The sequence below is a fragment of the Melghirimyces algeriensis genome (assembly GCF_900182565.1).
Lineage (GTDB): Bacteria > Bacillota > Bacilli > Thermoactinomycetales > DSM-45169 > Melghirimyces > Melghirimyces algeriensis.
The window spans coordinates 527,167-549,398 of sequence record NZ_FXTI01000001.1; the positions used below are offsets into that span (position 1 = coordinate 527,167).

At 47.5% G+C, this 22,232-nt stretch carries 20 protein-coding genes and 1 other annotated feature; of the genes, 15 read left to right on the plus strand and 5 right to left on the minus strand.

All coding sequences use genetic code 11. The annotated features are described in order from the left end of the window. Positions 1-27: 27 nt before the first annotated feature. From FN782_RS02485 to FN782_RS02520, 8 genes are all read left to right on the plus strand, one after another. On the plus strand, positions 28-1,176 hold the full coding sequence (locus tag FN782_RS02485) for a D-alanyl-D-alanine carboxypeptidase family protein (protein WP_142504175.1): 1,149 nt from the start codon (positions 28-30) through the stop codon (positions 1,174-1,176). A gap of 3 nt (positions 1,177-1,179) precedes the next feature. Beyond that, a complete protein-coding gene (locus FN782_RS02490) occupies positions 1,180-1,773 on the plus strand; it encodes a nucleoside recognition domain-containing protein (protein ID WP_142504176.1) in 594 nt (197 codons plus the stop codon). Between the two features lie 29 nt (positions 1,774-1,802). After that, positions 1,803-2,339 carry a spore maturation protein gene (locus FN782_RS02495; protein ID WP_142504177.1) on the plus strand — a complete coding sequence of 179 codons (537 nt, stop codon included), beginning with the start codon at positions 1,803-1,805 and terminating at the stop codon, positions 2,337-2,339. Between the two features lie 152 nt (positions 2,340-2,491). Next, on the plus strand, positions 2,492-3,202 hold the full coding sequence (locus FN782_RS02500) for a pseudouridine synthase (RefSeq protein ID WP_142504178.1): 711 nt from the start codon (positions 2,492-2,494) through the stop codon (positions 3,200-3,202). Between the two features lie 140 nt (positions 3,203-3,342). Then, a complete protein-coding gene (resB, locus tag FN782_RS02505; protein WP_142504179.1) occupies positions 3,343-4,956 on the plus strand; it encodes a cytochrome c biogenesis protein ResB in 1,614 nt (537 codons plus the stop codon). 12 nt (positions 4,957-4,968) lie between these two features. Further along, entirely contained in the window at positions 4,969-6,171 is a 1,203-nt protein-coding gene (gene ccsB / locus FN782_RS02510; RefSeq protein ID WP_142504180.1) for a c-type cytochrome biogenesis protein CcsB, read from the plus strand. 63 nt (positions 6,172-6,234) lie between these two features. After that, positions 6,235-6,960 (plus strand): response regulator transcription factor, encoded by a 726-nt coding sequence (locus FN782_RS02515; protein WP_425462674.1) that lies wholly within the window; start codon positions 6,235-6,237, stop codon positions 6,958-6,960. Further along, entirely contained in the window at positions 6,957-8,750 is a 1,794-nt protein-coding gene (locus FN782_RS02520; RefSeq protein WP_246064815.1) for an ATP-binding protein, read from the plus strand. The genes FN782_RS02515 and FN782_RS02520 overlap by 4 nt, the downstream gene beginning before the upstream one ends. 39 nt (positions 8,751-8,789) lie before the next feature. Here FN782_RS02520 and FN782_RS02525 read toward each other — a convergent pair whose 3' ends face one another. The 3 genes from FN782_RS02525 to FN782_RS02535 form a co-directional block, all read right to left on the minus strand. After that, on the minus strand, positions 8,790-9,491 hold the full coding sequence (locus FN782_RS02525; protein ID WP_185955988.1) for an SDR family oxidoreductase: 702 nt from the start codon (positions 9,489-9,491) through the stop codon (positions 8,790-8,792). Positions 9,492-9,579: 88 nt separating this feature from the next. Continuing rightward, positions 9,580-11,160 (minus strand): phosphoglycerate dehydrogenase, encoded by a 1,581-nt coding sequence (serA, locus tag FN782_RS02530; RefSeq protein ID WP_142504183.1) that lies wholly within the window; start codon positions 11,158-11,160, stop codon positions 9,580-9,582. Further along, positions 11,138-12,301, minus strand: a complete 1,164-nt coding sequence (locus FN782_RS02535) for a pyridoxal-phosphate-dependent aminotransferase family protein (RefSeq protein ID WP_142504184.1) — start codon at positions 12,299-12,301, stop codon at positions 11,138-11,140. The genes serA and FN782_RS02535 overlap by 23 nt, the downstream gene beginning before the upstream one ends. A gap of 60 nt (positions 12,302-12,361) precedes the next feature. Then, positions 12,362-12,586 (minus strand) — a binding site (T-box leader). A 210-nt stretch (positions 12,587-12,796) separates the two neighbouring features. On the opposite strand from FN782_RS02535, the gene FN782_RS02540 reads away from it, so the two are divergent. Beyond that, positions 12,797-15,169 (plus strand): WIAG-tail domain, encoded by a 2,373-nt coding sequence (locus FN782_RS02540; RefSeq protein WP_142504185.1) that lies wholly within the window; start codon positions 12,797-12,799, stop codon positions 15,167-15,169. 175 nt (positions 15,170-15,344) lie between these two features. Then, on the plus strand, positions 15,345-15,902 hold the full coding sequence (locus tag FN782_RS02545; protein ID WP_281285907.1) for a short-chain dehydrogenase: 558 nt from the start codon (positions 15,345-15,347) through the stop codon (positions 15,900-15,902). Positions 15,903-15,947: 45 nt separating this feature from the next. Here FN782_RS02545 and FN782_RS02550 read toward each other — a convergent pair whose 3' ends face one another. Beyond that, entirely contained in the window at positions 15,948-16,439 is a 492-nt protein-coding gene (locus FN782_RS02550; protein WP_142504187.1) for an inorganic diphosphatase, read from the minus strand. Between the two features lie 148 nt (positions 16,440-16,587). Here FN782_RS02550 and FN782_RS02555 point away from each other — a divergent pair, with 148 nt between their 5' ends. Continuing rightward, a complete protein-coding gene (locus tag FN782_RS02555) occupies positions 16,588-16,920 on the plus strand; it encodes a rhodanese-like domain-containing protein (RefSeq protein WP_221930155.1) in 333 nt (110 codons plus the stop codon). Positions 16,921-16,959: 39 nt separating this feature from the next. Here FN782_RS02555 and FN782_RS02560 read toward each other — a convergent pair whose 3' ends face one another. Beyond that, positions 16,960-17,172, minus strand: a complete 213-nt coding sequence (locus FN782_RS02560) for a ferredoxin (protein ID WP_142504188.1) — start codon at positions 17,170-17,172, stop codon at positions 16,960-16,962. Between the two features lie 609 nt (positions 17,173-17,781). On the opposite strand from FN782_RS02560, the gene FN782_RS02565 reads away from it, so the two are divergent. The 4 genes from FN782_RS02565 to FN782_RS02580 all read left to right on the plus strand — a co-directional run bounded on the left by FN782_RS02565 (position 17,782) and on the right by FN782_RS02580 (position 22,147). Beyond that, positions 17,782-18,801, plus strand: a complete 1,020-nt coding sequence (locus FN782_RS02565; RefSeq protein ID WP_142504189.1) for a Gfo/Idh/MocA family oxidoreductase — start codon at positions 17,782-17,784, stop codon at positions 18,799-18,801. Between the two features lie 70 nt (positions 18,802-18,871). Continuing rightward, on the plus strand, positions 18,872-19,879 hold the full coding sequence (locus FN782_RS02570; protein ID WP_142504190.1) for a LacI family DNA-binding transcriptional regulator: 1,008 nt from the start codon (positions 18,872-18,874) through the stop codon (positions 19,877-19,879). Between the two features lie 60 nt (positions 19,880-19,939). Then, on the plus strand, positions 19,940-20,947 hold the full coding sequence (locus FN782_RS02575) for a Gfo/Idh/MocA family protein (RefSeq protein WP_142504191.1): 1,008 nt from the start codon (positions 19,940-19,942) through the stop codon (positions 20,945-20,947). Between the two features lie 36 nt (positions 20,948-20,983). After that, a complete protein-coding gene (locus tag FN782_RS02580; protein ID WP_142504192.1) occupies positions 20,984-22,147 on the plus strand; it encodes a Gfo/Idh/MocA family protein in 1,164 nt (387 codons plus the stop codon). Positions 22,148-22,232 lie beyond the last annotated feature (85 nt).

A 22,232-nucleotide genomic window follows, 5' to 3' on the forward strand; every position in this document is an offset into this window, starting at 1 on the left:
ACAAACAAGCCCTAAGGTGGAAAAGTTATGTGGTGGATACGTTCTTTGCTTATCATCAGTGTCGTTGGATGTTGGTCGATTTTCCCTTCAAAGGTTTATGGGCATCACGGATTGCCACAGCCGGAATTAAGTGCCAAAGCAGCAGCCGTCATTGATGTAAAGTCGGGTAGAATGCTGTTTGAAAAACAGGCTGGAAAAAGGATGCCGATTGCCAGTATTACCAAAATTATGACAGCCATTATCGCGATTGAACATGGGAACTTGGACCAAAAGGTAAAAGTAAGCTCCAGGGCAGAAGGAGTTGAAGGGTCATCCATCTATCTGAAGCAAGGGGAAAGCATCCCGCTGAAATACCTGTTGTATGGGTTGATGCTCCGTTCCGGAAATGATGCTGCGGTTGCCATTGCAGAGCACATTGGCGGTTCTGTAGAAGGGTTTGTTTACAAAATGAATGAAAAAGCACGCTATTTGGGAATGGAGAATACTCATTTTGAAAACCCGCATGGTTTGGATGGCTCAAAGCATTATTCCACTGCAGAAGATATGGCACAATTGGCGGCGTATGCTTTGAAAAATCCCGTTTTTCAAAAGATTGTCCAATCTAGTGTGATTACTGTTCCTTGGCCGAAAGAGAAATGGAAGAGAAAGTGGTACAACAAAAATAAAATGCTTCGTCTTTATCCGGGGGCAGACGGTGTAAAAACCGGCTATACGAAACGATCCAAACGAACGCTGGTTTCTTCAGCGACACGTGATGGAAGACAGATTGCCACTGTTACCCTGAATGCGCCTGATGATTGGAATGATTCCATGCATCTGTTGGAGTATGGTTTCAATCATTTTCAAGAGGAAAAATTGGTAAGCAAAGGAGAGGTGATGAAACCCGTTTCAAACAGCAACAATCTACAGATGCGAGTGGTGGCTTCCCGGCATTTTACTTATCCCATTACCAAAGAAGAACGGGATCGTGTGAACGTGAAACCGATCATTACCCATCCTTTGTCCAATGTCCGGGAAGAAGGGGTGCAGGTAGGCTTTGCCCGCATCTTGATCGACGGACAAGTGGTTGGCTCAGTTCCTCTGGAAACACAGGTCGTTGTTCAAAATTCCCAAGAGGATACGATGTTTTACGAGTGGGTCAATCTATTAGCTTCAGTTTTTGAAAGAGGAGAATAAAACGTGGTTAACTATATTTGGCTATTTATGATCCTTAGCGGAGTGATTGCTGGAATCGTTCAGGGGGAGATGAATGTGGTAACCCAGGCCGCTTTAAAAGGGGCAAAGGAAGGAGTGGCTGTTTGCATTGGTTTGATCAGTGTTTTGGTATTCTGGTTGGGAATGATGCGAATCGCCCAAGATGCAGGATTATTAAAAAAATTGGCTTCTGTTTTACATCCAGTGGCCCGTTTTCTCTTTCCGAATATTCCAAGGGATCACCCAGCTATGGGCTATATTCTGTCCAACATGAGTGCCAACCTGTTTGGTTTGGGAAATGCAGCTACCCCGATGGGATTGAAAGCGATGGAGGAGCTTCAGAAGTTAAATCCGGATAAAAAGACAGCAACACCCGCAATGTGTACATTGTTGGCTTTGAATACATCCAGTTTAACACTGATCCCCACGACGATCATTGGAATTCGGATGGAATATGGGTCAGTCAATCCCACAGAAATTATTGGAACCACCATATTTGCCACCTGTTGTTCCACCGTCATGGCCATCCTTTTGGATCGTTGGTTTCGTAGACGGGAAGCCTCCAAAAAGAGAATTTAGGGTCCAGAGGTGCGGTAAGGAGGGATCGGATGTACGATGCAGTATTGTTTCTATCCAAGGTGATGATTCCGGCTGTCTTGGCATTTATTCCGCTTTATGCCGCATTTCGTAACGTTCCTGTCTATGAAAGTTTTATTGAGGGAGCAAAAGAAGGGTTTCCCACTGCCATACAGATTATTCCTCACTTGGTCGGTATGATGGTGGCCGTCTCCATCTTTCGTGAAACCGGGGCGCTTGATTTTTATCTGGGGCTCTGTAGACCGCTTTTCAGTTGGATTCATTTTCCGGAAGAGATTCTTCCGCTTGCTCTTTTGCGGCCGATCACTGGAACCGGCGCCTTGGCATTTGCCGAGAGTATTTTCCATACGGAAGGTCCGGATTCTTTCCTCGGACGAATGGCTTCTACGATGCAGGGAAGCACCGATACCACGTTGTATGTATTGACGGTCTATTTTGGAGCGGTGGGGGTTCGCCGTTCTCTGTATGCGGCTAAAGTGGGCCTGCTGGCTGATTTGACAGGAGTTTTGGCTTCATGGTTTATTGTTTGCTGGGTATTTGGTATTTAAGGGAAGAAGCTGTACTTGATATGGGAGCGGCTTTGTTGTCATTACGAAGCCGTTTTTGTTGTGTAGGGAGAGTCCGCTTTGATTGTGAAAAGCATGTGGCTTTTCTTGTATCCCTGTTCCAAGATGGTTAAGATGATGAATGAGGTGAAATCATGGAACGGTTACAAAAAGTGATGGCTCAGGCAGGCATCGCATCCCGACGAAAAAGTGAGGAATGGATTAGGGAAGGGAGGGTTCGGGTAAACGGGGAGAAGGTGACAGAATTGGGCCGTCGAGTAGATCCTGATTTTGATGTGATTGAAGTAAATGGTTCTCAAATCCACGCCGAAAATAAACGATATTTTCTCTTTTACAAGCCGAAAGGCGTCATTACCAGTATGTCTGATCCGAAAGGAAGACCTGTGGTGGCCGACTTTTTTCGGGAAGTGAAAGAACGGGTATATCCGGTAGGGCGTCTTGACTATGATACGGAAGGACTTCTCCTTTTAACCAATGATGGTGAAATGGCTCATGGCTTGACGCATCCCCGTCATGAAGTGAACAAAGTGTATCAGGCGCGCGTAAAAGGGATTCCAAAGCAGAGGGATCTTCAGCGACTGATGTCAGGAGTAAAGCTGTCTGACGGCTGGACGGCACCTGCCAAAGCCAGAATGATCAAAGCATTCAAGGGAGAGTCCCTCATTGAACTCAGTCTACATGAAGGACGCAATCGTCAGGTGCGGCGTATGTGTGATGCTGTGGGCCATCCTGTGATTCATTTAAAACGGATTCGCCTGGCTTTTCTGACGTTAGATGGATTGTCATCAGGAGGTTATCGGGAATTGAAAGCAAGGGAAGTAGCTCGATTAAAGCAATTCATCTAGTTTTTTGCCGGAAAGCTTTCAAACAATCTTCAAACTGATTTTTTAATGGAGGTTGGAAGCCACGTTATAATAGTATCGAAGAGTTACGCTCTTTTTCATTGGTATGTAAATGAGTACGGTGACCGAACGGGAGTGAAACGATGGAAAATACCAAGTGCGAATGCGGGCACAATAACCCTGTTGGTACGGTTTTGTGCGAGCATTGTGGAAAGCCTTTGGATGAAAGGGGCGATCGGCCGGATCAACCATTGGATATGCGCTATGAAGGTAAGGCCCGGCGATCTCAGACAAAAAAGGCTTCGTTAGTTGACCGGGTATGGAACTTTTTCTCCTCGGTAAAAGTGGCTATTTGGTTGATCTTGATTACATTGGTGCTCTCTGCATTGGGGACCGTTTTTCCTCAAAAACAATTTATTCCTTCCAACCGTCCAGAAGTGTATTATGCCCAAGAATATGGATTTTGGGGAGATCTATATTACAAGCTTGGCTTATACGATGTATACGAGTCACCTGTATATATCGCTTTGCTGGCAAGTATTGGGATCTCCTTGGTCATATGCAGTCTGGATCGGGTACTTCCTCTTTACAAGGCGCTAAAAAACCAGCAAGTAAAGAAAAGTCCGGTGTTTATTGCCCGCCAGCGAGTCACTCGTACGGAAACAGTATCCAGTGAAGAGAAAGAAGCGCTCTTGGATCGGCTCGCAGAACAATTAAGCCGAAAATATTACAACATCCGTCGGGATGGCGATTCCATTCTGGCGGAAAAAGGGCGCTTCAGCCGTTGGGGTCCGTATATTAATCATATCGGTCTGATTCTGTTTCTTTTCGGTGTATTATTGCGCCATTCGATCCCTGGTTGGTATCTGGATGAGACGGTTTTTGTCCGGGAAGGGGAAACAAAAAAACTGCCTGGATTAAATTATTATATTGAGAACAAGAAAGCGTCGGCAGAACTTTACGACTCCGAGGAAATACCGATGGGCTCAAAAAATGGGCAGAATGTCGTGAAAAAGTATGAGACACAGGCAGTTCTTTATGAGAAAAACAAGGATACGGGAGAATTGAAAGAAGTAAAAAAAGGGTCCATTATTGTCAATCATCCCATGAAATACGATGATGTAGAGCTGTTTCAGTCTGATTTCAGCACGGAGACGAGGGCGATTGTCCTGAATGTCAGGGATCAGAAAAAAGACCGGATTGTGGATACCTTTAAGGTAAATCTGTTTGACCCCAAAGAAGAGTACCGTTTAAAAGAGGGGCTGAAGGTGACGGTTCTGGATTATTTTCCTGACTTTGCATTGGAGAATAAACGTCTGGAAAACGGAAAAAAAGTGAGTATACCGATCACCAAGTCGGAATATCCCAATCGTCCCGCATTTATTTTTAAAGTGAATGCTCCGGGTCTAAAGAAACCGGAAAAATCTTGGATGATTTCAGGTACAAATTTGGATGACGTAAACAAAGAAAACCGATTTGCGATGGAGCTAAAGACGTTGAAAACCGTCAATGTTTCCGGATTGATGGTTCGGGTTGATAAAAGCCTTCCAATCATCTTTCTGGGTGGAATCATTTCAATGATTGGTCTGGTCATGGGCTTCTTTTGGCATCATCGAAGGGTCTGGGTTCGTTGGGAAGAAGGAACGTTATACATTGGAGCTCATACCAATAAAAACTGGTTCGGATTGAGAAGGGAATTGGAGGATGCTTCCAAGAAGGCAGAGTATCCGCTGTCTTTCAGTCCTGAACAACGTTAGGAGGATGGGATTATGGTTCAGCTTATGGAGTACTCTCTTTTCACCACGTTCTTCTGCTACCTTCTGTCCACCATCGCCTTTGTGACAGCGGTGACAGGAAAAGGGTCCCGTGTGGGAAAAGAGGTTCATACCCGGATCTGGGGACGGCGGGGGATTGTCTTGGCCATGATCGGGGTAGCATTGCATGTTGTATTTATTGTGGTTCGTGTAATGATCGGTGGCCATTTTACAAGCAATATGTTTGAGTTTATCGCCTTTTTGTGCTTTACCATTGTGGCGTCGTTTATCGTGATTTTCTTCCTGTACCGAACGGTAACGCTTGGAGCATTTGTAATGCCGTTGTCAGTCATTATGCTGGGATATGCTTCCGTCTTTCCACGAGAGGTAGAGCCTTTGATTCCCGCTCTGCAAAGTTATTGGCTTCATATTCACGTAACGACCGTGGCTTTGGGAGAAGGAGCTCTGGCTGTCGGTTTTGTGGCGGGTTTGGTTTATCTGATCCGATGGGTTGGGGATAACCGTATGTCGCGGACAGCTACTTGGCTGGAAGTGATTATGGCTGTCATTCTGATGGTCGTTGGATTTGTATTAACGTCCTTTATTTTTGGGGCAATGGACTATCAAGCCTCTTTCCGGCACAGTGTTGAAGGGAAAGCGGTCGTTCAGGAATATCATATGCCTGCGATTGCAGGACCTTATGAAGGAAAAACGGTGCAAGCTGATTCATTCCTGGGAATGAAGGAACCGCTATTTGCAATCCCTTCCTGGATGGAGGGAAAAGAGGCGGCGAGGAAACTGAATTCTGTAATCTGGTCGGTCTTGTCGGGCTTATTACTGTATACCGTGTTGCGCCTCACCATCCGCAAGCGGATCTATGAGATGCTTTATCCTTTGGTGAAACATCTCAACCTGGAAACAGTGGATGAAATCAGTTATCGGGCGATCGCCATCGGATATCCGATTTTTACCCTGGGTGGACTGGTTTTCGCCATGATCTGGGCCCATGAAGCTTGGGGGCGGTTTTGGGGGAATGATCCCAAAGAAATCTGGGCGCTTGTAACCTGGCTGTTTTACAGTGCCTATCTTCATTTTCGTCTATCCAAAGGATGGCATGGTTTGAAGTCTTCCTGGATGGCTGTGGGAGGATTTGTGGTCATCCTGATCAATACCATCTTTGTCAATTTGGTCATTGCCGGGCTCCACTCCTATGCGTAATTATGAAGTAAGCAGAATATGGTATAATAATACAAGTTGTTCTAACGTTTGTTTACCAGAGAGGTGAATCGGGTGGGACTACAGGAACGAATTCTGGTTGTGGATGACGAAGATCGAATTCGCCGTCTGTTACGTATGTATTTGGAACGGGAAGGCTACCAGATCGATGAAGCAGAGGACGGCGAAACTGCGTTGACAAAAGCGCTTGAAACCGATTATGATCTAATCCTTTTGGATTTAATGCTCCCTGGTATGGACGGACTGGAAGTTTGCCAGGAGATTCGAAACAAAAAAGCCACGCCGGTAATTATGTTGACAGCGCGAGGAGAAGAAACCAATCGGGTGGAAGGGTTTGAGGTTGGAACGGATGATTATGTGGTGAAACCTTTCAGTCCAAGGGAATTGGTTCATCGCGTCAAGGCCGTAATCCGGCGCTCCTCCGCCACAGCTTTTTTATCAACGGAAGTGGATACACATAACGTCATTGTTTTCCCCAATCTTACAATCGACCATGATGCCCATGAAGTCCGGGCAGATGGCGTGGAAGTGACACTGACGCCAAAGGAATATGAACTCCTTCATTACCTGGCCTCTTCTCCGGACAAAGTGTTCACAAGGGAAGAGCTCCTCAAGGATGTATGGCACTATGAATTCTTTGGTGATCTTCGGACGGTGGATACCCATATTAAACGGCTTCGGGAAAAGCTGAACCGTGCTTCCCCGGAGGCTGCCTCCATGATTCATACCGTTTGGGGAGTCGGCTATAAACTTGAGGTGCCAAAGGATTGATCTGGCGAAGTATTGTTGGCAAGCTGTGGTTAACAATTATTGGTTTGGTTGCTGTGGTGCTTGTCGTTCTCAGTATTTTTTTATCTGAACAGATTATCTCCACCTACTATAATGCAGAATTGAAAAACATGGAGCAATTGGCTAATTTGGTCCGGGATACCCTGAAGCAACCGGAGAACGGAGACCGGGCGGATTATCTCCGCTCGGTTTTAAAAGTGGCGGAATTGAATGAAACCTATACGATTGTGCTCGGTCCGGATGGATCTGTAGAACCTTTGGGAACCTCCCCCAACGTTCCGGATATTCCTTGGCAGGATATTCTTGAGCAGACAGAGGTGGATCAGGTATTGCAAGGAAAGCCACAATCCCTGCGAACAAGAGTGATTGTGGGAGAAGAAGGGGAGACGCCGTACCCCTTGTTTAAAGATGAAGTGATGATGGTGGCTCTTCCGTTGAAGAAGAATGGGGAAGTAACCGGGGCTGTCGTCATGTACCGAACGCAGGGACAGCTTTCTGAAGATCAGGTGAAAAAGCTGATCTTCATTTCTGCGGTGATCGGTATTGTGCTGGCTACGATTTTTGCCTTTTTCCTGTCAACCCGGATTACGCAACCGTTGATTCAGATGAAAAGAGCGGCAGAACGCATGGCTGAAGGGGAGTTTTCAGCGCGTGTTCGCGTTCGTTCACATGAACGGGATGAAATGAGTGATCTCGCAGTGGCCTTTAACCGAATGGCTGCCCAGTTGGAAGAGTCGGTTTATGCGTTATCACAAGAGAAGGAAACGCTGGCCAGCATTCTTCGCAGTATGGCTGACGGTGTGATTACAATGAATGCGCAAGGGCAAATTATCGTCACCAATCCGCTTGCAGATCAACTCTTGAAAGAGTGGCATGAAGAAGGGGGAGAGTCGGAACTCCCTCCCCAGTTGAATCAGTATTTTTGCCAAGTGTTGGAGGAAGAGAAAGAGGTATTTGATGATATTACTGTACATGGCCGAATATGGGCTTTAGTGATCACTCCTTTATATGCAAAAAATCAAGTCCGGGGAGCGGTGGCTGTTTTACGGGATGTGACGGAGGAACGGCGAATGGATAAGCTGCGCAAGGATTTTGTAGCCAATGTTTCCCATGAACTTCGAACACCGCTGTCCATGTTGCAGGGTTACAGTGAAGCATTGGTGGATGGGGTTGCCTCATCGCCGGAGGATCAGAAGGAAATTGCCCAAGTGATTCATGATGAGTCGTTACGCATGGGACGTTTGGTTCGGGAACTGTTGGATCTGGCGAGAATGGAATCGGGTCATATTCGATTGGAACCTTCCAAGGTGGATATTCCGGACCTGGTGCTCCGGGTGGGAAGAAAATTTAATACGATTGCCAAAGAACAAGGAATCCGTTTGAATGTAGAGGTTCCCAATCAACTTCCTGTGGCTTGGTGGGATGAGGACAAAGTGGAGCAGGTGTTGACCAATTTGACCGACAATGCGATCCGTCATACACAGGAAGGCGGGGAGGTTAAGCTCACGGTTGTCGATGAAGAAAATGAGATTCAGTTAACAGTGGAAGATACGGGAAGTGGAATTCCTGAAGAAGACTTGCCCTTTATCTTTGAACGCTTTTACAAAGCGGATAAAGCCCGAACCAGGGGGCAAAGCGGAACCGGGTTGGGCTTGGCAATTGTGAAACATATTGTGGAAGCACATGGTGGATCTGTTAATGTGAGAAGCAAAGAGGGAGAAGGCACGCGTTTTCAGGTACAAATGCCTTTAGACAACAGAGAAAAAACGTAACAAGAGAAACCCAAGTGAAGAGTCACTTGGGTTTCTCTTTTATTTTTGCAACTCAGGCGGAACTTGTGGACGCATGATAATCTGATTGTAGATTACGCCTTCCGGTGCGGTTACCATATGCCATACGGCTTCAGTCACCTGTTCTGCCGTAAGGGCGTATGATGGAGCGGTCTCAAAAAATTCCGTTTGGATGGAGCCAGGACATATCGTGTTTACTTTGACTTCATCCTTTTTCAACTCCTGACTCAGAACATCAGACAAAGCCATTAACCCAAATTTGGAAGCACAATAGCCACTTCCCTTGGGAAAAGTGACGGTGCCGGCTACACTGGAGATATTGACGATATGTCCTTTTGTTTGTTGCAAATGTGGAATGGCAAATTTGGAGGTGAGAAACGCTCCTTTCAAATTGACATCCATCATTTGATCCCAATCTTCCTCCGACAAATCCTGAACTGTTCCAAAACGTCCAATTCCCGCATTGTTGACCAAAATATCCAGTTGACCAAACTGATTGACTGTTTTCTCAATCAACGTTTTCACTTGATCCGAACAGGTGACATCACAGGGAACCGGAAGGATTTGATCCGGGTATTCTTTTGCCTGTTTCTCCAACTGTGCCTTGCTGCGAGCAGCAATGGCGACATGGGCACCTCCTTCGACAAAGCGCCGGGCCAGGGCTGCTCCCAAGCCTTTACTGGCACCGGTGATAATCGCCGTTTTTCCTTTCAAATCGGCCATAAAACGACCCCCTGCGTTCGTTGTATCGTCCCAATGGTTCATTTACCCGGTATATTGGTAAGATAAAACGTTTTTTCGGTGAACAACATTAAAGGTCGATTGCAGTCACTCGATGGATTTCATCCAATGCCTCCAATGACTCCAATAACGTTTCTGAAACTTGTTTATCCACATGTAACATCATAATCGCCCGTCCGCCGATGTTTTTCCTGCCAACCTGCATAGTGGCAATATTTACGCCGTGGTCGCCCAGAATGGTTCCTACACGGCCGATTGCACCGGGACGGTCATAGTGATGGATCAATAGCAGGTGACCTTCTGGTTGGACATCGACCGGATATTGATCAATTTTTACAATTCTTGTCCCCAAGCCATTTAGGAGGGTACCGGACACTATAAACTCTCCTTGATCGGTTCGAATCCCCACATGGATAAGATGTGTAAAGCCGTGGCTTTGGGAAGTTTTTTGCTCAGTTACCTTGATGCCCCGTTCCTTGGCCAAATAGGGAGCACTGACGTAGTTCACATCAGACAAATAGTGGGACAGTGTTCCTTTCAGGATGATTCTGCTGAGTGGAGCGGTGTCCATTTCAGCCAGTTCTCCGGAAAAGGTAATGGTTATTTCCTCCAGAGCTCCTTCAGCCGATTGAATAGAGAAGCTGCCCAGCCTTTCGGCCAAGATTTGGTAGGGACGGAGTTTTTCTTGAAGTTCCGCCGGTATAGAAGGTAAATTAACGGCATTTTTAAACGGTTCATCCCGGAGGATGTGAAGAATCTCTTGGGAAACATCGATGGCTACATTTTCTTGAGCTTCGCGAGTGGACGCTCCCAGATGAGGAGTGGCGATCACTTGTGGAAGGGTGAACAATGGATGCTCACCGGGTGGCTCGGTTTCAAAGACATCAAGTGCAGCCCCAGCGACCTTTCCACTCTGGATCGCATCAAACAAGGCATTTTCATCAATGATTCCGCCCCGCGCACAGTTGAGTATACGGACACCGTTTTTCATCTGGCTGAAGGCTTTTGCATCGATCAGATGCCGGGTTTCCTTTGTAAGGGGAGTGTGAACCGTAATGAAGTCGGATGCAGCGATGACATGATCCAGTGATGCTTTTTGTACACCGATTTTTTTTGCCCGATCTTCTGTGAGATAGGGATCAAAAGCCATGACATTCATGTGAAAAGCCCTAGCCCGTTTGGCAAGCTCTGTTCCGATTCTACCCAGGCCGAGAATACCGAGCGTTTTGTTGTTTAATTCCACTCCGACATACGCTTTTCGGTTCCATTCTCCCCGAACGATGGATCGGTATCCCTGGGGAATGTTTCGAGCCAACGAAATCAACATGGCAAAGGTATGCTCCGCAGTGGAAATGGTATTGCCATCCGGGGCATTTACGACGATGATTCCCTGGGCAGTGGCAGCGGGAATATCGATGTTATCCACTCCCACCCCAGCACGTCCGATCACCTTTAGTTTTTTGGCATGTTGGATAAGCTCGGCGGTTACCTGGGTCTGACTGCGGACGATTAAGGCGTCTGCATCAGCGATTTCAGTCAGTAGCTCTTCTTTGGATAAATCGGTTTTTTGAACGACCTTTACATCGGTTGCATCCAACAACTGTTCAATTCCCAGCTTGCTGAGAGGGTCAGTGATCAATACGCGAAACACGAATCCATTCCTCCTCTGCTGCTTTGGTGCCGGCTCCGGTTTCAACCGGGGCGCCGATCCGTGCCAGTGCAACTTCTAATGCGGATAAAGCGGTCAGTACATCCAATGGATCGGCATAACCCATGTGTCCAATACGGAAGATTTTCCCCTTCAAATGTTGCTGTCCACCGGCCACTCGCAATCCAAGATATCGGAGTTCTGAACGCAAGCTTTCGACGGACCACTGTTCTCCACCCATAATGGATGTCACCGTTGGGGAAGCATCTCGGTGGTTCGCCAGCAACTCTAGACCAAGGGCTTTAACGCCTGCACGTGCCATGTCTCGCATCAAGCGATGGCGATGAAAGACATGCTCCAGGCCTTCTTCCTCCAACATATCAAGAACTTCCTCCAATCCAAACAGTAGGGAAACTGCCGGAGTGAATGGAGTGGTGGATTGTTCCAGACTGTTTTGGTATTTGCGAAAATCCAAGTAAAAGCGTGGATGGGAGTTGGATTGAATTGTTGTCCAGGCTCGCTCGCCAACAGCCGCAAAAGAGAGACCGGCGGGTAACATCAATGCTTTCTGCGAACCGGAGACCAGTATATCAACCCCCCACTCATCCAGACCCGCCGGAACACCACCGATACAGCTGACTCCATCCACGATGGTTAAGGCATCCGTATGTTCCCGGATCGTTTCGGCTAGTGTTTTAATGGGATTTAAAACGCCTGTGGATGTTTCGCAATAGGTGAGAAAGACGGCTTTGATTTTGGGATGTTTTTTCAAAAAGGTTTTTAATTCTTCTGGATGGCACGCCTTTCCCCATTCAATATCCAAGCGATGGGTTTGAACATTCATGGAATTGAGGATTTTGGCAAAACGATCCCCGAAAGCTCCAGTTACAATAACTGCTGCTTCATCGCCTTCAGTCAGGGTGTTGGCTGCAGCGGCTTCCAAGGCGGATGTACCACTTCCAGTCAAAATCAGTACGGGATTTTGAGTTCCAAACACCGGTCCAAGGCGAAGACTCAGATTGTGTACAAGTTTGGAACAATCCGGGTCGCGATGACCGATCATCGGTCGATTCATCGCCTGCTGAACCCGAGGGGGAATCGGTGTGGGTCCAGGGATTTGAAGACGAAATTTGTCTTTTAACACGGTTTCTCTCCTCCTCTGTAAAATGTAAAAAAGCCTTTCATCCCACACCACTGTCCAGCGGTGAGGGACGAAAGGCCGTGTTGCCACCCTCATTCACTCCGACCTCACAGCCGGAGTCTCATTGGGTCTATTGAAGACCCTGGGATAACGGTTCACCGATTCGACCTACTGTGATTCAGCCGAATGACTCAGGAGTGCTCCGCAGCGGTTGGAACACCGATTCGCAGCTACCATCGGCTCTCTGCAGTTCCGTTTTTCGCCACTTGGCTCCGTCATTGTCTTTTCCTGATCAGTATTTCAAAAAAGATTGTAATCACTCTAACACGTTAAAGTTATGGGTGTCAACCGGGAAGGCATTGAAAAATTGTAATCGATTGATTCGGTTTCCTATTGGATATGAAAGAGGCCCATATTTTTAATCCAGCCGTTCCGGGTATCCAATGTGGTGAATATACCTATGTTTGAGTAACTATGTAAAAGAGAGGATGAGACTGTTTGAACCGGAAAAGAAGAAGGAAGCGCACTCTGTCTCGTACATTTCAGCCCGAAGACGAATGGCTCCTTGACCAGATTACCCGGGAAGAACAACAGGAACTCCATTCCAACCAGTCGGTGGATCATACGGATAAAAATGAAAAAAAAGATCCGGGAAAAAACCCCTCTGTTTCCGAAGATATTGCAAAGTTAAAAAGAAACCGAGTTGGGGGCCGTTCTGAAAAACCGTTTATTTACACTGGAGATATTGTAGACCGGTCGATCACGCATGAAAAGTTGGAAAACAACTGTGTGGACAGTTCCAGCATCCGAACAGGAGCTGTGGAAGGCAAGCATCTCAAAAAAGAGAGCGTGAATACTTCCAAACTTTCCCGTCATGCGGTTACATCGTCCAAACTGGCAGATAAAGCGGTAAAAAGACATCATCTTTCCGATGGATGTGTCGGATCGGAGCAAATTGAAAAAGAAGCAATCAAAGGTGATCATTTTGCCGACAATAGCATTGAAGGAGATTGTTTAAAAGACAGCAGTGTGGACAGCCACAAGTTGAAAGATCGCTCCATCCATGCATGGCATATTGCACCGGAACAGATCCAAGAAGAACATCTGGAAAATACAGCCATTACTGCGGACAAGATCAAAAGTGGATCGATCACCACCCATCATTTAGCGAATGAAGCCATCAATCAATCCAAACTGGCCAGCAAAGCTGTCGCTACTGAAAACCTGCAAAATCGAGCGGTGACAGACCAAAAATTGGCTGAAGGTGCCATCGACAGCAAACATATTCGTTCCGGGAGCATCGGGGAGGAACATCTGGAAGATTCATCCGTACACTCCCATCATCTGCATCACAACAGTGTAACGGAAAAAAAGTTGGCACCCAATTCAGTTGGAAGTTCAACCATCAAGAAAAAATCCATCCGAGAAGAACACTTGCTTCCTCAGGCAGTGAAAGAGGAACATATTCGGGATGGTGCAGTCACACGAAACAAAGTGGCGCCACGTTCCATCCAATCCAAGATGCTTGATTTGGGAAGTATCCGGCCGGAACATCTGACTGATCAGGTGATTCGAGAGCAGCATCTCGGCATGCAATGTCTGGACAGTCGGCATATTCAAAACAATGCCGTAAAGGAACAGCACCTTTCCGAGAATGCGATCACTGGCAACAAACTGGTTGACCATTCCGTAACCACTTCCAAACTTTCTCCAGAATGTGTATCTACAGACAAAATGATCGACCTGTCGGTTACCACCTCCAAGTTGGCTGATGAATCCGTTACGGAGGATAAACTCTCTCCCCAGAGTGTGGGAGAACGGCAACTGCGGAAAGAGTCTGTTGCCTCTTATCACTTGCAGCATCATATTGTGCAAAATCAACATTTAGACATCAATGCCGTCACATCGGAAAAAATCATGAATGAATCCATCTGCTCCCGTCACATCCAAGCCAACCAGATCTCAGGGAAACATGTGGCTGAAAAAAACATCTCCAACAACCATCTTTGCTCCGGAAGTGTTCATGGGGAACAGATTGCCGAAAAAGCTGTCAAAAGAGAGCACTTGGCCGACCAATCGGTTGATTCGGAGCATGTGGCTGAAGGTGCTATTGATTCTAGGCACCTTCGAAAAGGGAGCATTAATCAGGCTCATCTTACAGAGAAGTCGGTTTCATCCAATCATCTCGGAGATACAGTGATTCAGAATCATCATATAGAAAATCATTCTATCACCTCAGAAAAAATCGCTGATGGGTCCATCCAACCGGAAAAACTGTCCTTTAATCCATCCTCATTATTTAGTGCCACCGTTCGTTCCGGTGTAACTCCTTTTACGATCAGCAGAGAAGAGCCGGAAATTTTAATCACAATTCCCTTGGATAAACCTTTTCCTGACTCCCATTTTGTTCCTGTGGCGATGACCGATCAACCTTCCTGCCAGATTCATTTGGAAAACCGGGTTAGCAATGCCTTTACCCTTCGGATTCAGTTGCTGGACTCACAGACCGGATCTACGGTTTTAGGGTTTCTGTTTTGGATTGCTGTTCCTTGCCAAACGGATGCATCTCAGTCTCGGAATGTAGCAGTAATCGAGCCTTTGAAACAAAAGGAAGAAGATTTACATGAGTCATTAAAGAGGGAGGATGATGGGGAGAAGGCCATCATTCCAAAGACGGATGTGGAAAGTGAGGAAACAAACGAAGTCCCTCTGAACCATTCTCCTTTGTCCAGTGTTCAGATCGAGGAAGATCCCACTTCAATGGATGGAGCAGAAGGAGACGACGAAACCACCCAGGAAGAAGAAACCGAAGGGGAAAAAACCTTGGATGACTTTTTGCACAATGAAAAAAATCACTGGATCGAAAGGTAGTCTAAAAAGTCCGCGGGGTACCTCTTTTGCCTTGCGGACTTCATTTTGACCTGCTGAAGGTATGATATAGTGAAAGAGGCGAAAGATGTGATAAAAAATAGAATTTTCACCGGATTCTGTTCCGAAATGGAATCCGTAGTAAAGATCGATTCCAAGGCAGGTGAATCGTTTGCATGTGATTGTTGTGGGTGGGACGGGGATGCTTCGAGATGTATCCGTTTATCTGACCCAGAAAGGCTGCAATGTAACGGTGATTGCACGAAATCAAAAGCGCTTAAATACCTTGGTTGAAGAAAGCGGCTCTGTTGAGGGTTGTATCCATCCCGTACAAGTGGATTATCGAGATGATCATTTATTTATTCATCAAGTGGAGAAAGCCATATCGACGTATGGACCAATCCGGATGGCTGTCGTTTGGATTCATTCAACTGCTCCCCAAGCACCCTATCAGTTGGCATCCTTATTGAATGAGACAACGCCATCCTGTGATTATTTTCATGTTCTAGGGAGCAGTGTGGCAGACCCCTCCCAACAAGATGGAAGAAGAAAAAAGCAGTTTATGCAATATCCTCATATTCAATATCACGAAGTCATTCTCGGATTCGTTGTGGAGAAGAATGGTTCGAGATGGTTGACCAATAAAGAGATCAGTCAAGGAGTGATCCGGGCGATCCAATCCAATCAAAAACAAACGGTTGTAGGGACAGTCGATCCTTGGTCCAAAAAGCCATAAAAAACCCCCGGCATCCCATCCATGGGGTGTCGGAGGTTTTTTGCGTTATCCCTTATAGCGAGCGAGGCTTTCCTGGTACAATCGTGTCGCTTCGTCGGTCCCTTTCCAGCCTTCAATGCGGGTCTCTTTATTTTCAAGATCTTTATATACCTGGAAGAAGTGCTCGATTTCCTTTAAGGTATGTTCCGGGATATCTTCAAGCGTTTTTACATGATTCCAGCGAGGATCTTCCGTAGGAACACCCAGAAGTTTCTCATCTTTGCCTTTGTCATCAGACATCAACAACACACCGACCACGCGGGACTCAATGACACAACCAGGAAAAGTAGGGAATGTCGTCAGTACCAGAATATCAAGAGGATCTCCATCTTCCGCCAGGGTGTTTTTCAGGTAGCCGTATTCTGTAGGGTAATGCATGGGAGAATACAGCACCCGGTCCAAACGAAACACGCCTTCCTCTTTGTCGTATTCATACTTGTTCTGGCTGCCCGTCGGAATTTCAATATAGGCATCCACCGTTAGTTGTTTCTCAGCCATGAAAATACAACCTCCCTGATCTGAATTATGTATAATGAAACGTTACTCTATCTCATTTTATTCTCTTTTATCAGCAGAATCAATTTCATTTGTTTACCTATGTTAAAATGTAGGGAGTCAAATAAGGAAACCGTAATGGGTGATTTTCATGACGGAAAAAGATAGCAAGCATCGGATTGGTGCTCACTCTTTTGCAAAAAAATACCGGGATAAGATGTTGAATCATGCTTTACTTCTGGATGTTCGGGAGCCAAAGGAGTGGGAAATATATCACTTGGAAGATGCTCTTTTGATTCCTCTTCAAACACTCCCCGAACAGTTGGATCGCCTGGACCCAAAACGGAAAATCTATGTTTATTGTGCTCATGGTGTCCGAAGTGTCTATGCTGTCAACTTTTTATATACCTGTGGCTATCATCAGGTGGTGAATGTTGATGGCGGATTGGCTGAAGTCAGTCTTTATTTGGACTCAAGCGATTAAAAAAGGCTTCCTTGATCAGGGAGCCTTTTTGTTCAGAATCTATTCGTCTTCTACTTTAATCGAATCTGTGGGGCAACCTTCTTGCGCATCGCATACATCTTCATGAAATTCCTCAGGGACTTCCGCAGTTCCTGTATTGTCATCCAAAATGACATAGGCGATACCATCTTCATCATAATCGTATACATCAGGAGCTGCGGCTCCACATGCCCCACAGGCGATACAAGTGTCCTTGTCAACCCAAGTACGCATGAATGATCTCCTTCCATATAATAGCCTCTTGCCAAACTTTATTTTAGAACGCTTTTCGGGGTTTTGCAAGTCGATGATTCAGGTGTATTGATAGGAAGAGAAGGCAGAGGTGGGGTTTCCAAACGATCTCTCTTTCCAATCGGGAATATCCCTGCTGACGCCTGACGTTTGGTGATTTTATTCACTAATGGCCCATGATTCGGAAGGGCTGAGAGTCGGAAGAAGACAACTGTCAGTTAGAAATATAAATACTTGTCCAGAGCGATTTGGGATGGTTTGCAGGTTGTTAAAGGGATAATTTTCTAAAAATTAAATTTGTCCAACTATTGAAATTCATCGGACATTGCTTTATACTTCTTTTTGAAGCGCTTAGAAAACAGTTTCAAAGTCGGAGGTTGATCGTTAGACTCCCGAAAAATATGAGGTTTTATTCGATTGGTTTTCCCGCTGGAAGGTTTGGAGTGTCTGATTTTCATTGGTATCTACTACAGGTTTATGTAAACGCTATCAATGGCTGTTTATCATTGTTTGAAGAAAAAAAGGAAATCATGCTGGCGACGTTCATAATTTAAGCGCTTTGGAAAATTGAACAGAAAGGTTGTGTGCCGGTTGGCAAAAAAAATCCGTTGCGCGGTACTGGGATTGGGAAGATTGGGATACTGGCATGCGGAAAATCTCTCCCAGCGAGTGAGGGGGGGCGAATTGATCGCTGTCGCTGATCCGATGGAAGGACGAGCGGAACAGGTGGCGCGTGACCTGGGGGTGCCGAAATGGCACCAGAACCCTGACGATGTGTTTGAAGATTGCGGTATTGACGCTGTGGTCATCGTCACTCCCACTTCCACTCATGCCGACATGATCAAAAAAGCCGTCGCCCACGGAAAACACGTTTTTGTCGAAAAGCCGATCACACGTACGGTGGAAGAAGCGGAGGAAGTGATCAAGGCGATTGATGACCGGGGCGTCTTCTGTCAGGTCGGTTTTATGAGAAGGTTTGATCCTTCGTACGTGGAAGCGAAAAGGCGGATACTGGCCGGGGATATCGGGAAGCCGATCTATTTCAAAGGGATTACGCGGGACGGAATCGCGCCGCCACCGGACTTCATCAAACACAGCGGCGGGTTATATCTGGACTTTTCCATCCATGACTACGATTCGGCCCGGTTTTTCTTGGGCGGGAACGTCACGACTGTAAGCGGACTCGGAAGCGTGGTGGAGAAGAAGTATGTTGCGGAGTTTAACGATGTAGACCAGGCGTTGACCTATCTCACCTTTGACTCTGGTGCGGCGGCCGATATCGAAGCCAGCCGCAATGCGGCATACGGGTACGATATCCGCGCTGAGATTATCGGTACGGAGGGGGCGATCCAGATTGGCTCGATGCAGCATCACGATATCAAAATCCTGGCTAAGAACCGAAGTTCTTATGACATTTATCCCGACTTTCCGTCGCAATTCCGGGATGCCTATCTCATGGAGATGGTTTCCTTTATCGAACATCTGCAAAATGATGAGAAGCCCAATGTGAATGAAGTCGACGGAAAAATCGCCCTTGAAATCGCTATCGCTGCAACCAAATCCTACCAAACGGGAACGGAAATCCAGCTGGAGCCCGTCAAAGCGGTTTAAGACCAGAATGGGACGAAAGGGAGACTTATAACCGTTTCGTCCAACGCGAATGAAAAGAGGCGGATGATCCATGAAACCAACCATCTACGACGTAGCGGAGAGAGCAGGTGTCTCCATTGCCACCGTGTCGTATGTGTTGAACAATCAACGGGTGGGGAAAAAGTCCAAGGAAAAAGTATTGCAGGCGATGCGTGAACTCAATTACAAGCCCAGTGTTCTCGCATCGGCCCTGACAGGCAAACCAACTTCCACCATCGGTTTCCTGCTCCCCGATCTAGCCAACCCCTTTGTTGCGGAAATGGCCCGCCGGGTGGAAGATCGTGCTCATGAACGGGGATATAACCTCGTCATTTGCAGTACCGATTTCGATCCAAACAAAGAGGCGCTCTACACATCTCTGCTGAAACAGAAGAGCGTTGACGGGTTTATCCTGGCCGGTGGTTTTAAGAGTGTGGAGATCATCAAGGAATTGCTGGAGGAACAAACGCCTGTCGCATTGCTGGCGGAATCCCACCCATCGACTTCAGTCAATAGTGTCAAGGTGGATGACTTCACCGGGGGATATGAAGTGACAAGCTACCTTCTCTCTCTGGGACACCGACGGATCGCTGTTCTGGGGGAGGATGCCACCAGCACCCAGGACCGGATTCGCGGCTACAAACAGGCGCTCATGGAAAACGGTATCGAGGTTCGTGAAGAGTGGATCGCTATCAGCGATTTCAATCGGGGAAACGGGGAACGCCTGGTAGGGGAGATGTTGGGAGCTTCCGACCGGCCGACGGCGGTGTTCGCATGCAACGACTTGTTGGCGATTGATGCCATTTTGGCGGCGCGGGAAAAGAAAATCCCCGTTCCAGACGATCTCTCCATCATCGGGTTTGACAACACCCTGCTGTCCAGGGCTTGCGATCCTCCGTTGACGACGATGGAGCAGCCGATGCAGGACATGTGTTCCCAAGTCGTCGACCTGCTCATCGAAGAGATCGAGGGGAAGAGCGACTTGAAAAAACGAATCATCATGTTGCCCCGTCTCATTATCCGTCAATCGACCGGCCCCTGTCCATCCGATAAAGGGTAAGATTGATGACGCAAAAATGTAAGCGCTTAAAAAGAGATCACCATTAAGGGAGTGGGTCCCATGCCGGAAGTAAACGTGGGAATTTTGGGAGCGGGCGGCATCGCCAAGGTGCACAGCTCGATCCTGAGCGAAGACCAGCGGGTAAAGATCGTCGGGGTGGCCGACATTGCCGAAGAAAGAGCCGCTACTTTGGCGAAGGAAGTGGGAGACGCGACACCGGTTTCAAGCGTGGAAGATCTTTTTGAATTGGGCATCGACGCGGTATATGTGACCACCCCCAACACCTTACATGTGGAACCCGTGTTGAAATGTCTGGAAAACAACGTGCATGTTTTCTCGGAAAAGCCAATGGCCACCTCCTTGCCGGAAGCGGAGAAAATCCGGCAAGCCGCTGCGAAGTCCAAGGCCTTGTACAATCTGGGGATGAACCGCCGCTACGCTTTGGTGTACAAGAAGGTAAAGGAGTTGATCGATGCAGGGGATCTGAATCCGTACTTGGCTCATATCAAAATGAACCGGGGTGAATTGTTGGAGCCCGCCTGGACGTCCAATCCCAAAATTACGGGCGGATTCCTGTACGAAACTCCGTTCCACCTCATGGATCTGAGCCGCTATCTGTTTGGCGAAGTGCAGACGATCCACTGTGAAGCCCGGCAAAACCTGTCGGAAGCTGAATTGGACACCTTCGCGATCATGCTGACGTTTGAGTCGGGTGCGATCGCCAATTTCGTCACCTACGCCCACGCCGGCTGGAGTTTCCCCTTTGAAAGTCTTGAGGTTTATGGAAAGCATTCCACGGTGGCTACCCAAGAGCTGGAAAAAGTGATGGTCGCTCCAGGATTGAAGCAACCGATTCAGTTGGAAGACTTTTATCAGCTCTCCATCCAAGACAAGTGGGGATATAGGGAAGAGGACCGATTGTTTGTGGATGCCATCCTCGACGGCACCCAACCGCCTGTCACGGCTGAGGACGGTTTCCGCTCGATTCAACTCTTGGAGTCAATCTATGAAAGCGCCAAAACAGGAAAAAGCATCGACTTCAGAAAACAAACGACGATCCATGGATAACTGTTGGGTGGATCTTCCGCAAAGGGATGTGATTGGATGGCATCAAAAAAACAGATACGGGTTGGAATGGTCGGTTATCGGCTGATGGGACGGGCCCATTCCCACGCGTACCGGGATGTTCCTTTCTACTTCAATCCAGATGTGGAACCCCGATTGCAAGCAATTGCCGGGCGGGATGAAGAGTCGACGAAAGCCGCCGCGGACAAGATGGGATGGGAATCCTGGGAAACGGATTGGCGTCGTTTGATAGAGCGGGAGGACATCGATCTGATCGACATTGTTACCCCAAATAATACCCACGCGGACATTGCCATCGCTGCCGCCGACGCCGGCAAGCATGTGTTTTGCGAAAAACCGTTGGCCATGTCCCTGAACGAAGCCAAACGGATGCTGGAAGCGGTGAACAGAACCGGTGTTACCCACATGATCTGCCACAACTATCGCTTTTCCCCAGCTGTGCAGTACGCCAAAAAATTGATCGACGAGGGGAGGCTGGGCAAGATCTATCATATGCGGGCCACGTTCCTGCAAGACTGGCTGATGGACCCGGAATTTCCCCTTATCTGGCGGTTGAAGAAGGAAGTGTCGGGCGGCGGAACGCTCAGTGATCTGGGTGCGCATATCATCGATTTGGCGCGTTTTTTGGTGGGAGAATTCCATGAAGTCGCCGGGATGATGGAGACGTTCGTGAAAAAACGCCCGCTTGGAACGATGACGAACAACCTGAAAGGGCAAATCCAATCCGATCAGTGGGGAGAGGTGACGGTGGACGACGCCACCATGTTCTTGGCCCGGTTCCACAATGGGGCGATCGGTACCTTTGAAGCGTCCCGGTTCAGCCGAGGGAACCGTGCGGGCAATCGCTTCGAGATCAACGGGGAAAAAGGGTCGATCCGATGGGATATGGAGAACCTGAACAACCTGCACGTTTACTTGGAAGAAGACGAACCCGGTTTGCAGGGTTTCCGGACCATCAATTGCACGGAAGAGAGTCACCCCTTTGCGGGTTCCTACTGGCCTGCCGGCCACATTCTCGGCTATGAACACACCTTTGTCAACATTGTCTTCCGTCTGATGGATGGAATTGCCCAAGGGACCAGTCCTGAACCGAACTTTGCAGACGGCGTCAAAAACCAGGCGGTATTGGAAGCGGTGGAGCAGTCCGCGGAAAAACGGGGTTGGATCGAGATTCCAGATTAAAGCCATCCTGCCGGGCATCATTGCTGGAAACGGAGAGTTGGAGAAATTCCTCCTTTTTCGGAGGGTTCCATTATAAATTTACGCT